Origin of the sequence: Cyanobium sp. PCC 7001, assembly GCF_000155635.1 — a bacterium.
Classification (GTDB): domain Bacteria; phylum Cyanobacteriota; class Cyanobacteriia; order PCC-6307; family Cyanobiaceae; genus NIES-981.
This window is the reverse complement of record NZ_DS990556.1, coordinates 2,474,424-2,486,605: the sequence shown is the minus strand read 5'-3', so window position 1 is coordinate 2,486,605 and position 12,182 is coordinate 2,474,424. Positions and strand designations below refer to the sequence as shown.

Annotated in this window: 10 protein-coding genes and 1 tRNA gene; 4 read left to right on the top strand and 7 right to left on the bottom strand. The window is 70.8% G+C overall.

Annotation, left to right across the window (positions count from 1 at the left end):
- Positions 1-55: 55 nt before the first annotated feature.
- Positions 56-808 carry a tyrosine-type recombinase/integrase gene (locus CPCC7001_RS12190; RefSeq protein WP_225867243.1) on the bottom strand — a complete coding sequence of 251 codons (753 nt, stop codon included), beginning with the start codon at positions 806-808 and terminating at the stop codon, positions 56-58.
- 644 nt (positions 809-1,452) lie between these two features.
- On the opposite strand from CPCC7001_RS12190, the gene CPCC7001_RS12185 reads away from it, so the two are divergent.
- On the top strand, positions 1,453-2,631 hold the full coding sequence (locus CPCC7001_RS12185; protein WP_006909408.1) for a class I SAM-dependent RNA methyltransferase: 1,179 nt from the start codon (positions 1,453-1,455) through the stop codon (positions 2,629-2,631).
- A gap of 7 nt (positions 2,632-2,638) precedes the next feature.
- Here CPCC7001_RS12185 and CPCC7001_RS12180 read toward each other — a convergent pair whose 3' ends face one another.
- Positions 2,639-3,031, bottom strand: a complete 393-nt coding sequence (locus CPCC7001_RS12180; protein WP_006909723.1) for a phage holin family protein — start codon at positions 3,029-3,031, stop codon at positions 2,639-2,641.
- Complete coding sequence (locus CPCC7001_RS12175; protein ID WP_006909201.1) at positions 3,028-3,480, bottom strand: YqjD family protein; 453 nt, start codon at positions 3,478-3,480, stop codon at positions 3,028-3,030. Before CPCC7001_RS12175 ends, CPCC7001_RS12180 begins: the two co-directional genes overlap by 4 nt.
- A 126-nt stretch (positions 3,481-3,606) precedes the next feature.
- On the opposite strand from CPCC7001_RS12175, the gene smc reads away from it, so the two are divergent.
- Both smc and CPCC7001_RS12165 read left to right on the top strand, forming a co-directional pair.
- Positions 3,607-7,218 (top strand): chromosome segregation protein SMC, encoded by a 3,612-nt coding sequence (gene smc / locus CPCC7001_RS12170; RefSeq protein ID WP_006911420.1) that lies wholly within the window; start codon positions 3,607-3,609, stop codon positions 7,216-7,218.
- 42 nt (positions 7,219-7,260) lie between these two features.
- Positions 7,261-8,376, top strand: coding sequence for a PRC-barrel domain-containing protein (locus CPCC7001_RS12165; protein ID WP_006909790.1), 1,116 nt, complete (start codon positions 7,261-7,263; stop codon positions 8,374-8,376).
- A gap of 52 nt (positions 8,377-8,428) precedes the next feature.
- On the opposite strand, the gene msrB is transcribed toward CPCC7001_RS12165, so the two are convergent.
- From msrB to CPCC7001_RS12150, 3 genes are all read right to left on the bottom strand, one after another.
- Positions 8,429-8,869: a peptide-methionine (R)-S-oxide reductase MsrB gene (gene msrB, locus CPCC7001_RS12160; protein ID WP_006910804.1), complete on the bottom strand. Its 441-nt coding sequence runs from the start codon at positions 8,867-8,869 to the stop codon at positions 8,429-8,431.
- Between the two features lie 25 nt (positions 8,870-8,894).
- The gene (locus tag CPCC7001_RS12155) at positions 8,895-10,196 is read right to left on the bottom strand and encodes a hypothetical protein (protein WP_006910739.1); all 1,302 of its coding nucleotides are present in this window, start codon (positions 10,194-10,196) and stop codon (positions 8,895-8,897) included.
- 27 nt (positions 10,197-10,223) lie between these two features.
- A tRNA-Leu gene (locus CPCC7001_RS12150) sits at positions 10,224-10,305 on the bottom strand.
- Positions 10,306-10,468: 163 nt separating this feature from the next.
- On the opposite strand from CPCC7001_RS12150, the gene accC reads away from it, so the two are divergent.
- Complete coding sequence (gene accC, locus CPCC7001_RS12145) at positions 10,469-11,821, top strand: acetyl-CoA carboxylase biotin carboxylase subunit (protein WP_006910357.1); 1,353 nt, start codon at positions 10,469-10,471, stop codon at positions 11,819-11,821.
- Between the two features lie 3 nt (positions 11,822-11,824).
- On the opposite strand, the gene CPCC7001_RS12140 is transcribed toward accC, so the two are convergent.
- Entirely contained in the window at positions 11,825-12,145 is a 321-nt protein-coding gene (locus CPCC7001_RS12140; RefSeq protein ID WP_006911469.1) for a YggT family protein, read from the bottom strand.
- Positions 12,146-12,182: the final 37 nt, after the last annotated feature.

Genomic DNA, 12,182 nt, shown 5'->3' with positions numbered 1-12,182 from the left:
GTAAAGATTTGATTCTTTGCCAAATCAAGACATCGCAAGAATGCTTAGGCCTGAATCAGCCAAGCCTCAGTGAAGAACTTTCCGCAGGGTTGCTGGCGACGTAGTGCGCGGTAGTGGCTGTGCTGGCGTGCCCCAGGGTGGCGCTCAGCACGAAAGCATCACACCCGGCGCGAATAGCCGAGGTGGCATGGCTGTGCCGCAATCGGTGCGGGTGGAGGTGGACCCCGGCCTTCTTGCCCCAGCGGCTGAACCGGTCCGCGATGGCCTGGCGGCTGAGCGGTGCGGTGCCCGCTGGATTCAGGAACAGCCAGGCGTCGGCATCACCACGGCCCAGGCTCTCCAGCAGCGCGACAGTGTCCATGCTCACACGGATGGTGCGGGCCTTGCCGCCCTTGCCGTTGCGGATGCTCACGAGGCCGCCACCCTCGACCGGCTCCACATCACCCCAGCGGAGTGAGCGCAGCTCAGAGACGCACACGCCCAGCAGGAAACTAGCTCTGAGCTTCACCAGATCACGCCGGGCAGTGCAATCACCAGCGGCAGCAGCAACGGCCACGGTGCCGGTGACGGCAGCCAGCTCCGGCTCAGTCAGTGCCCGCGCGACCTTGGGCGCATGGAGCAGCGCACGCCTGGGCCAGACGTTGCGGGCGATGCCGGTGACACCGGAGCGGTTCGCCTCCGATGCCCACCTCCACAACGCCGACCATGCCGTAAGGCGACGGTTGAACGATCTTGGCGCCAGCGTGCCGGCCTCCACCAGATCACGGAGATCAGCGACCGCATCCTCAGCGATGGCAGGGTCGAGCATCCGCAGCGGCGTGCCAGGGCAACTCAGGGCCATCCATGAGGCCAGGTGGCCCGGTTCGCGCGCGTACGCGCTGCGGGTTTCCGAGCTGCCCGTGCGGCTGCATTGGGCGAGGAACCTTGATGTCAGTTCAGCGTCAGACCAGAGAAGGCTGCCCGCTGCCTGGGCGTCATAGAGACGACTAACGAAAGCAAGTGCTTGCTCACGGTCCATACCGCTGAAAGGGGCCCAGCGGCGGTGAGGAGCAAGCGGCGCGGCGGGAATTTTGTCCGCGCTTTTGTCCGCTGGGGAATCCTGTCCTGAGAAGGTCTTACTGAGACCCGCTGCAGCAGGTGGATTAGAGGGGGGCTTCCACCCCCAAGCGGTCATTTGGGTGATAAGGCTGACCTCACCCCATCTCCCTTAGAGATGTCAGGCGGCCACGGGGGCAGCTTGACGGGAGAAACGAACGATGTTGTTCGCTGTTACGGGTTTGCTCTGACCGAGCAGGCTTCAGTCACCCTCCTCATGCCCCGTCGAAACCATTGCAGCCCCGTGAAATGGAGCTGAGCGGAATCGAACCGCTGTCCGAAACACTGGTGTGAGCCACCTAGTCCGGCCGAAACCGGACTCCGTCATTGTGGCAGCAGCCAAGCGCCGGTGCAGGGGTGGGCATCACCGAACCGCAGGGGGGAACCATCCACGGCATCGCCGTGGTGCCGCCCGGGTTGGAGCAGCCGGCGGCCCAGGAGCTTGCCGACCTCGGCTGTGGGGGCGTGGCCCCGCTGCGGCGGGCGGTGCGGTTCGACACCGACCTGGGCGGCCTCTACCGGCTGCACCTGCAGGCCCGGCTGCCGTTCCGGCTGCTGCGTCAGCTGGCCAGCTTTCCCTGCCGCGGCCGCGACGACCTCTACAGCGGCGTGCAGCAGGCCCTGGACTGGGCCACCTGGCTGCCACCCAGCGCCACCTTCCGCGTGGATGTGAGCGGCACCGCCCCCGGGCTGAACCACAGCCACTACAGCGCCCTGCAGGTGAAGAACGCGGTGGTGGACCTGCAGCGCCAGCGGTGGGGCCAGCGCTCCTCGATCGACCTCGACAGCCCGGACCTCAGCCTGCATCTGCACCTGGGCGGCGGCCTGGCCAGCCTCAGCGTGGACGGCAGCGGCAGCAGCCTGCACCGCCGCGGCTATCGCGCCGCCATGGGTCTGGCGCCCCTGAAGGAAAACCTCGCCGCCGGCCTGATCGCCCTCACCGGCTGGGGCGGCCGCGTGCCCCTGGCCGATCCCCTCTGCGGCAGCGGCACCCTGCTGATCGAAGCAGCCCGCGCCGCCCTCGGCCGGGCGCCGGGTCTCGGCCCAGACGGGCCCAGGCCGTTCGCCCTGCAGCGCTGGCCTGACTTCCAGCCCGACCTCTGGCAGCAGCAGGTGGAGGCCGCCGCGGCCCTGGCCCGCGATCGGCTGCCGGACGGCCAGCCCCTGGCCCCCGTGCTGGGCATGGAGCAGGATCCGGCCGTGCTGGGCCAGGCCCGCTGCAATGCCGAGGCCGCCGGCGTGGCCGGCTGGATCCAGCTGCGCGGCGGGGACTGCCGCGATTTCGTGCCGCCGGAGCAGCCCGGCGTGCTGGTGTGCAATCCGCCCTACGGCGAGCGGCTGGGCGAGGCCGAGGCGCTGGAGAGCCTGTACGCCGATCTGGGCCGGATGGTGAAGGAGCGCTGCAGCGGCTGGAGCCTGTGGCTGCTCAGCGGCAACCCGGAGCTCACCGGCGCCCTGCGCATGAAGGCCAGCCGGCGCATCCCGGTGAGCAACGGCGGCATCGACTGCCGCTGGCTGCACTACGCGATCCGTTAACGGCCATTCAGCGGCCCAGCAGGGCGCGGGTGGTCTTGGTCAGGCCGGCAGTGGTCTGGGGCAGGTAGGGCCCCTTCAGCAGGCCGCCGCCGATGCGCAGGAACACCCCCGCCACCACCACATTGAGGCTGGCCACCGCCAGGGTGCTGTGAATCCAGCTGAGGCTGAACCCTTCCCGCAGCCACAGCAGCAGGGCCACCTCCGCCGCGATCAGGGCCAGCAGCATCATGGTGAGCCCGCCGCTGAGCAGCAGGGCGCCACTGATCAGCCGCCGTTTCTCGTGGTCGGCCTCCTGCAGCGCGATGCGCACGTGCAGGTCCATCACCGAACTCAGCAGGGCGCCGACCCGCCCCATCGCGTCGCGGGCCTTGCCGCCACGCTCGCGCCGCTCCTGGCTCATGCCGAGCGCCGACCGGAGGACAGCAGCATGCCCACCAGCACGCCCACGCCGGCGGCGATGCCGATCGCCATCAGCGGACGCTCCCGCACCGGCTTCTCGATCCGGGGCCGCAGGGTGGCATTGAGGTCATCGAGCACCCCCTCGAGCTGCTTCTCCAGGGGAGTCAGCCGGTCGGCGATGCGGCTGGTCTGGGCGCCGGCCACATCGAGCAGTTCCACCAGCTGGTGCTTCACCAGGGTCACGGTGCGGCCGGTCTGGGAGGCGATCACCTCGGCCACCTCATCGAAGCTGCCGCGCGTGGCCTCCAGGGTCTGGCGGGCCACCTGGGGCCACTCCCGCTGGATCGTGGGCAGGAGGGCGTCGAAGCGTTCACGGAACGTGTCGTGGTGCTGCTCCTGCTCGGCAGCCTGCGCTTCGGGGTTCTGGTCCTGGGGCGGGGTGCTCGTCATTCGGGGCTCGTCATGAGGGATAGGGCGCCGCGGGGGCAGTGTTTGGAACCTCTGCCTTCAACCTAAGGAGAGGGTTGAGCATCCGGAACCCTCCGCTACATTTCGGGGGCTCGGCGCACGAGCCTGTTGGTCTTCATCAATCAGGTCGAGCTCACCCACTTCAAGTCGTTCGGTGGATCGATGACGATCCCGCTCGAACAGGGCTTCACCGTGGTGACCGGACCCAACGGCTCCGGCAAGAGCAACATCCTCGATGCCGTGCTGTTCTGCCTTGGCCTGGCCAGCAGCCGCGGCATGCGGGCCGAGCGCCTGCCCGACCTGATCAACAGCGCCATGCTCCGGGCCGGCCGGGCGGCCGAAACCACGGTGAGCGTGCGCTTCGACCTGGGTGACTGGCAGCCGGACGACGCCGAGGCCGGCCTGGAGGCGCCCGAAGAAGGGCCATGGATCCAGCCGGGCCAGCGCAGCTGGACCGTGAGCCGGCGCCTGCGGGTGGCCCCCGGAGGCACCTATGCCAGCAGCTTCAGTGCCGACGGCGTGCCCTGCAACCTCCAGCAGCTGCAGACCCAGCTGCGGCGCCTGCGGGTGGATCCCGAGGGCAGCAACGTGGTGATGCAGGGCGATGTGACCCGCATCGTGTCGATGAGCGCCCGTGACCGTCGCGGCATCATCGACGAACTGGCTGGCGTGGCCCTGTTCGACAGCCGCATCGAACAGACCCGCGCCAAGCTCGACGACGTGCAGGAGCGCCAGGAGCGCTGCTCGATCGTTCAGCAGGAGCTGCTGGCCAACCGCCAGAAGCTGGAGCGCGACTGCGCCAAGGCCCGCACCTACCAGGCCCTGCGCCAGCGGCTGCATGAGGGACGCCTGCAGGAGCAGGTGCTCAGCTGCGAAGCCGCCGAGGCCGGCCTGCAGGCCCTGGTGAGCCGGCGGGAGGCCCTCGGCCGCCAGCAGCTGCAGGAACGAGAGGCGATCGCCGCCGCCGAGGCCGCCGTGGCGGCCGGGAGCGAGGCCCTGGAGCAGCTCCAGGCCGAGGTGAAGGCCCTCGGGGAGGATCAGCTGCTGGCGGTGCAGGCCGAACTGGCGGGCCTGGAGGCGGGCGGCCGGGAGCTGGCCCGGCAGGCCGAGAAGCACCAGCTGCAGGCCGAGGATCTGCAGCGCCAGCGCCAGGAGCTGGCCCGCAACCGCGGGGAGCTGCAGCAGGAGCAGCAGCAACTGACGGACGCCGGCGATCAGGCCGAACTGGACGCGGCCGAGGCCGCCTGCCGTGCCGCCGAGGCCGCGGTGGAGCTCTCCCGCCGGCGCCTGGGCGAGGTGGCGGGGCGCTCGGGGAGCTGGATGGAGGAGCAGAAACGGCGCAGCCTGCGCCGTCAGGAGCTCGGCGCCAGCCTCAGCCCGCTGGAGGCGGAGCGGCAGCAGCTGGCCGAGCGCCTGCGCCAGAACCAGGAGCGCCTGGCGGAGCTTCTCGCCGAGCAGCAGCAGGAGGGCAGCAGCCAGGCCAGCGCCCAGCAGGAGCTGGAGCAGGCCGAGGTGGAATGGCAGCAGCTCACCAGCTCCACGGACAGCCGCCAGAAGCAGTTGCAGGACCTGGCCGAGGCCTATGCCCTGCAGCAGCGCACCCGCCAGCGTCTCGAGCAGGAGCAGGTGCAGCTCGAGCGCGAGATCGCCCGTCTCGACAGCCGCCGCGAAACCCTGCAGGAGAGCCGCGGCACCGGCGCCCTGCGGGTGCTGCTGGAGGCCGGCCTCGAGGGGATCCACGGCCCCGTGGCCCAGCTCGGCGAGGTGGAGGAGCGCCACCGCACCGCCCTGGAAGTGGCGGCCGGAGCGCGCCTCGGCCAGGTGGTGGTTGACGACGACCGCATTGCCGCCCGGGCGATCGAGCTGCTGAAGCAGCGCCGCGCCGGGCGCCTCACCTTCCTGCCGCTCAACCGGATCCGCTCCGGCGGCGGCCGGCCCGCCAGCAGCGGGGCCGCCCTGCAGCGGGGCAGTGGAGCACCGGGACAGGGGGACGGCCTGGTGGGACGCGCGGTGGATCTGGTGCGGCACGAACCCGTCTACGCCGAGGTGTTCCGCTACGTGTTCGGCGACACCCTGGTGTTCGGCGACCTCACCAGCGCCCGCCGGGAACTGGGCCGCTGCCGGGCCGTGACCCTGGACGGCGAGCTGCTGGAGAAGAGCGGGGCCATGACCGGCGGCAGCCTGCAGCAACGGGGCAACCAGCTCAGCTTCGGCCGCAGCCAGGAGGGCGATGAGGCCGAACCGCTGCGCCGTCGGCTGCTGGAGCTGGGGGAGAGCCTGGTGGCCTGCCGGCGCCGCGAAGCCCAGCTGGGCCAACAGCTCGAGGAGCAACGGCCCCAGCTGCAGCAGCTGCAGCAGCGCCTGGCCGCCCTGGAGGCCGAGCGCAGCAGCGTTCGCAAGGCCCTCACCCCCCAGCTGCAGCGCCAGCAGCAGCTGGCGGAACGGCTGGCCCAGCTGCGCCAGGCGCTGGACACCGATCAGCAGCGCCAACAGGAGCTGCTGACACTGCTGGCGCCCCTGCAGCAGGAGCTCACCGCCCTGCAGCAGGAGGAGGCCGGCGTCGAGGCTTCCGGCGATGTCGCCCGCTGGCAGGGACTGCAGCAGGAGCTCGAGGCCGCCGACCAGGCCCTGGTGGCAGCCCGGCAGGAGCGCGACAACCTGCTGGCGGCCCGCCGGGACAGGGCCCTGGCCGTGGAGCGGCTGCGCAGCCAGCTGGAGGCCCTGACCGGCGAGGAGCAGCGGCTGGTCAGCGCGGTGAATGCCCTGGTGGCCGAGCGGGCACAGTGGAAGGAGCGCCAGCAGGCCGATCAGGAGCGCCGCGGGGCGCTGGAGCAGCAGCAGGCGGAGCTGCAGACCCGCTTCGGCGAGCGGCGCCGGGCTCGCGATGCCGCCGAGGCCGCCCTGGCGGCCCAGCGCCAGGCGCTGCAGCAGCGCCAGTGGGAGCTGCAGCGCCTGGGGGAGGAGTTGGAGGGCCTGGCCGAACAGCAGCGCAGCGAGCAGCTGCGCCTGGAGCAGCTGCAGCGGGAGCTCCCCGACCCCCTGCCGGAGATTCCCCAGGAGGTGCGCGACAACGGCCTGGAGGCCCTCACCGCCGAGCTGCGCAGCCTGCAGGCCCGCATGGAGGCGCTGGAGCCGGTGAACATGCTGGCGCTGGAGGAGCTGGAGCAGCTCGAAGCGCGGCTGGCAGAGCTGGAAGAGCGCCTCGAGGTGCTCAGCAGCGAGCGGGAGGAGCTGCTGCTGCGCATCGAAACCGTGGCCACCCTGCGGCAGGAGGCCTTTCTGGAGGCCTTCACCGCCGTGGATGGCCACTTCCGCGAGATCTTCGCCGAGCTCTCCGACGGCGAGGGGCACCTGCAGCTGGAGAATCCCGAAGCCCCGCTCGATGGCGGCCTCACCCTGGTGGCCCATCCCAAGGGGAAGGCCGTGCGGCGGCTGGCGGCCATGAGCGGCGGGGAGAAGTCCCTCACGGCGCTGAGCTTCCTGTTCGCCCTGCAGCGCTTCCGCCCCTCGCCCTTCTACGCCCTCGACGAGGTGGACAGCTTTCTCGACGGCGTGAACGTGGAGCGGCTGGCCGGCCTGATCGCGCGCCAGGCCGATCAGGCCCAGTTCATGGTGGTGAGTCACCGGCGGCCGATGATCGCCGCGGCCACCCGCACCATCGGCGTGACCCAGGCCCGGGGGGCCCACACCCAGGTGGTGGGATTACCGCCAGCCGCCTGATGGCCGCCCCCGCCGCCGCGCCTGCTGGGTGAGAATGCGCCGATGACGACCACACCCCCGCCTGGCAGCGACCCGGCCGCCACCCCCAGTGATCGCCTCTGGCTGCGCTCGGAGCTGATGGGCACCCAGGTCATCACCCGGGACACCGGCCGCCGCCTCGGCGTGGTGGGGGAGGTGGTGGTGGACATCGACCGCCGCGAGGTGATCGCCCTCGGCCTGCGGGACAACCCCTTGACCCGGTTCCTGCCGGGCCTGCCCCGCTGGATGCCGCTCGACCGCATCCGCCAGGTGGGTGATGTGATCCTGGTGGATTCCGCTGATTCCCTGGCCGAAGGATTCAGCCCGGACCGCTACAGCAAGGTGATCAACTGCGATGTGGTCACCGAAGCGGGCCAGCAGCTCGGCAAGGTGCTGGGGTTCAGCTTCGACATCGAGACCGGGGAGCTCACCACCCTGGTGCTCGGCGCCCTCGGCGTGCCCCTGCTGGGGGAGGGGGTGCTCAGCACCTGGGAACTCCCGGTGGTGGAGGTGGTGAGCAGCGGCCCGGACCGGATCATCGTGTACGAGGGGGCCGAGGACAAACTCAAGCAGCTCGGCACGGGCCTGCTGGAGAAGCTGGGCATCGGCGGCGCCAGCTGGGAGCAGGAGGAGCGGGAGCGCTTCCGCGGCACCGCCGTGCCGGTGGAGAACCAGCTGGCGCCCGGCATGCCCAGCCTGCAGGAGCAGCGGCGGATCCAGCCCGCCGCCACCCAGGCCTTCCTGCCGGAGGAGGAGCTCGACTACGTGGAGGTGGAGCAGCGGCGCGAGCGGGCCCCTCTGCGTCAGCGCCGCTACCTCGACGAGGAGGACCGTCTCCCTGACGAGCGCTTCCCGGACGACCGCTTGGCGGATGACCGCTTCCCAGAGGAGCGCTACGGCCAGGAGCGTCCGCCCCTGGAGAGGCTCGCCCCACGTGAGCGCACGGGTGCCCCGGCCAGGGCAGCAGCCGACTGGTCCGACGGCTACGCCCCGGGGGAGGAGCGGTTCGAGCGGCCCCTCACCAGCCCGCCCGCCAGCCGCGAACCGCGTCGCTATGACCAGCCGCGGCGATCCGGCGGCGGGGCCGCCAGTGCCGAACCTCTCGATGTGGACGCCGAGGATCTGGGCGATCCCTGGTGATGGCTTTCTACTGATGGATCTCTGCTGATCCGTCCCCGCCGGGTGGCCGCGATCAGCCGGCCCTGAAATCCAGCGAGGCGGAATTCACGCAGTAGCGCTGCCCCGTGGGGGCCGGCCCATCGCCGAACACGTGGCCCAGGTGGGCATCGCAGTTGGCGCAGCGGATTTCGGTGCGCACCATGCCGTGGCTGCGGTCCACCAGAGTGGTGATGGCCTCCGGCTTCACCCCATCCCAGAAGCTGGGCCAGCCCGTGCCGGAATCGAACTTGGTGGTACTGCTGAACAGCTCGGCGCCGCAGCAGATGCAGTGGTACATCCCACTGGCCTTGTTGTTCCAGTAGGCCCCCGTGAAGGCCCGCTCGGTGCCCCCCTGGCGCGCCACCCGGAACTGTTCCGGGGTGAGCTTCTGGCGCCACTGCTCCTCGCTGGCGCCGCGGGCCAGGCCGCTGTCGAGTCCGCAGGCGGAACTCTGGGGATCACGGATCTCCGACATGGCGGCAGGGCATCTGACTGCGAGCCTAGGAATCGGGGCGGGCAACGGCGGCGGCGGCGGGCAGCAGCTCCTCCACCAGATCGGTGAGGGCCGCCACGGCTCCCGCACGGCCCCGCAGGCTGTGCAGGTCATCGCGCATGCCCTGCAGCCGGTCGGGTGACGCCAGCCAGTCCGCCGTCTCGGCGGCGATCTGGGCCGGCGTGATCGGCCCCACCCGCTCGGGCACCACCGCCCGAGCGGCGCTGATGTTCGGGGAGGCCAGATAGCCCCTGTGGCGCAGCCTCCAGAGGGTGAGCACCACGCCGAAGCACCAGCGCAGCAGCGGCAGGCGGGCCAGCACCCCGGCCAGACCGTCCCAGGCCTGCATCACGTGCAGGTGCTGCGTGGGCACCAGCACCAGCATCGGCACCCCGAGGGCCGCCAGCTCCGCGGTGTTGGCCCCCACCGTGGTGAGGGCCATGGCGCACTGGCTGAGCACGGCATGGGCAGGACTGCGCAGCTCCAGCAGGATGCGCGTGCCCGCAGGGGTGATCAGGGCATCGCCGTCAGGGGACAGCTCCGGCATGCCGGCGCCGTAGCGGGCCGCGATCGGGTTGGCGGCCCCGGCCTGGCGCAGCAGCTCCTCCACCGTGGTGGTGGGAGCGAGCGGCAGCAGGAAGCGGCATTGGGGACGCCGCGCCGCCAGCCGGTCGGCCGTCTCCAGCAGAAAGGGCACCCCCACCCGCAGCTTGGCGGGCTTGGAGCCCGGCAGCAGCGCCACCCACTCCCCGGGCGGCAGGGGCTGCTCACTGCGGGCCGCCTCCGACAGGTCCGCCATCAGATCCCCCACCACGCGGGAGCGGGAGCGCCAGCGGGCCGGCAGCCGGGACGCCGCCCGTGGCCCCATCACGGCGATGCGGTCGTTCCAGCGGGGCCAGCGGGCCACCCACTCCGCATAGGTGAGGTGGCGGTAGCCCAGACGGGCCGAGAGCAGCACGCTCCAGAACTGGTCACCACCGAGGAACACCACCACCCCCTGCCGCGGCCAGGGCCCGAAGCGCCCTGGCCGCAGCAGCAGCGACCAGAACCGGTTGGCCGGGGTGATCCGCTCGAACAGCCCCCAGGGGGCGGCCGCCCGGTGCTCGCGGCCGGTGCCGTTCGGGCAGGGCACCAGCACCAGATAGAGGGCCAGGGAGGCCTGGGACTCCGGCGTCAGCAGACGCCGCTGGAGCCGCTGGGCCACAGGCCTCACCCAGGTGGTGAGTTCGCCGGGTCCGTTGCTGACCAGCACGATCCCCACATCGGGAACGGGAGTGGGATCCGCGGCGTGGGGCTGCACCGCGTGCACCGGATCAGATGGGGAAGCAGAAAAAAGTGCGGATGGCGAGACTTGAACTCGCAAGGCCGAAGCCACACGCCCCTCAAACGTGCGTGTCTACCAATTCCACCACATCCGCTTGATGCAACGGCTGGGCCTCAGCCCATCCGGGTGGTTCGGCGGATCCCTCGGGACCACCGGCCCAGCAATATACCCATCGCCGGGTCCCCCGCACCCATCCGGGTTGCAGCGGTGAGCACTGATACAGTCCGCCCTGGCCTGTAACAGCTGAGCGGCTGCGGATGTCCATCGGCAAATTGCTGATCGCCAACCGCGGCGAAATCGCCCTGCGCATCCTCCGCAGTTGCCGTGAACTCGGCATCCCCACCGTGGCCGTCTACAGCACGGTGGACCGCAACGCCCTGCATGTGCAGCTGGCCGATGAGGCCGTGTGCGTGGGCGAGGCCCCCAGCTCCAAGAGTTACCTCAACATCCCCAACATCCTGGCGGCGGCCACCTCCCGGGGCGCCGACGCCATCCATCCGGGCTACGGCTTCCTGGCGGAGAACGACCGCTTCGCGGAGATCTGCGCCGACCACGGCCTCATCTTCGTGGGCCCCTCGCCGGAGGCGATCCGGGCCATGGGCGACAAGTCCACGGCCAAGGCCACGATGCAGCGGGTGGGGGTGCCCACCATCCCCGGCAGCGAGGGGCTGCTGCATTCGCCGGAGCAGGCCGCCGGCCTGGCCGCCTCCATGGGCTACCCGGTGATGATCAAGGCCACCGCCGGAGGGGGCGGCCGGGGCATGCGCCTGGTGCCCGGGCCCGATCAGCTGGAAGGCCTGTTCAAGGCGGCCCAGGGCGAGGCCGAGGCGGCCTTCGGCAACCCGGGGCTCTACATGGAGAAGTTCATCGACCGGCCCCGGCACGTGGAAGTGCAGGTGCTGGCTGATCGCCACGGCAATGTGGTGCACCTGGGCGAGCGGGATTGCTCCATCCAGCGGCGGCACCAGAAGCTGCTCGAGGAAGCGCCCAGCGTGGCCATCAACGCCGATCTGCGCCGTCAGATGGGCGATGCCGCCGTGGCCGCCGCCCGCACCATCGGCTACGAGGGGGCAGGCACGGTGGAATTCCTGGTGGATCGCTCCGGCAACTTCTATTTCATGGAGATGAACACCCGGATCCAGGTGGAGCATCCCGTCACCGAGATGGTGACGGGTGTGGACCTGATCGCCGAGCAGCTGCGGATCGCCGGGGGAGAGCCGATCTCGGTGAAGCAGGAGGAGATCCAGCTGCGCGGGCACGCCATCGAGGTGCGGATCAACGCCGAAGATCCGCGCCAGAACTTCCGGCCGGCCCCCGGCAAGATCACCGGCTGGCTGCCGCCGGGCGGTCCGGGCGTCCGTGTGGACAGCCACGTGTACACCGGCTACGAGATTCCCCCCTTCTATGACTCCCTGATCGGCAAGCTGATCGTGTGGGGTGTGGACCGGGACCACGCCCTCAGGCGCCTGCATCGGGCCCTGTCCGAATGCGCCGTGACCGGCATCCCCACCACGATCGACTTCCACCTGCAGCTGCTGGAGCGGCCGGAGTTCCAGGCCGGGGACGTGCACACCAAGTTCGTGGAGCAGGAGATGCTGCCCCGCAACTAGCCCTCAGGCCACCGCCGCGGCATGGCGCATTACCTGGGTCACCAGACCCTGCTGACCCACGAGCAGCTCTCGCACCAGACTGATCAGCCCCACCCAGATCACCGGGGTGACATCCACGCCACCGATGGGGGGAATCAGCCGCCGGGTGGGGGCCAGCAGCGGTTCGGTCGGCACCCCGATCAGGCGCATCGCCCCCTGGCTGAGGTCCACCTGGGGGTACCAGGTGAGCACGATGCGAAACAGGAACAGCAGGGTCCACAGGGCCAGCGCCAGGCCCAGCAGCAGATGCGCCCAGGCCAGGGGAGAAGCGGGAAGCGCCGTCACAAAGCTCTAAGCAGGGACCCCATCAGCGTACGAAGCA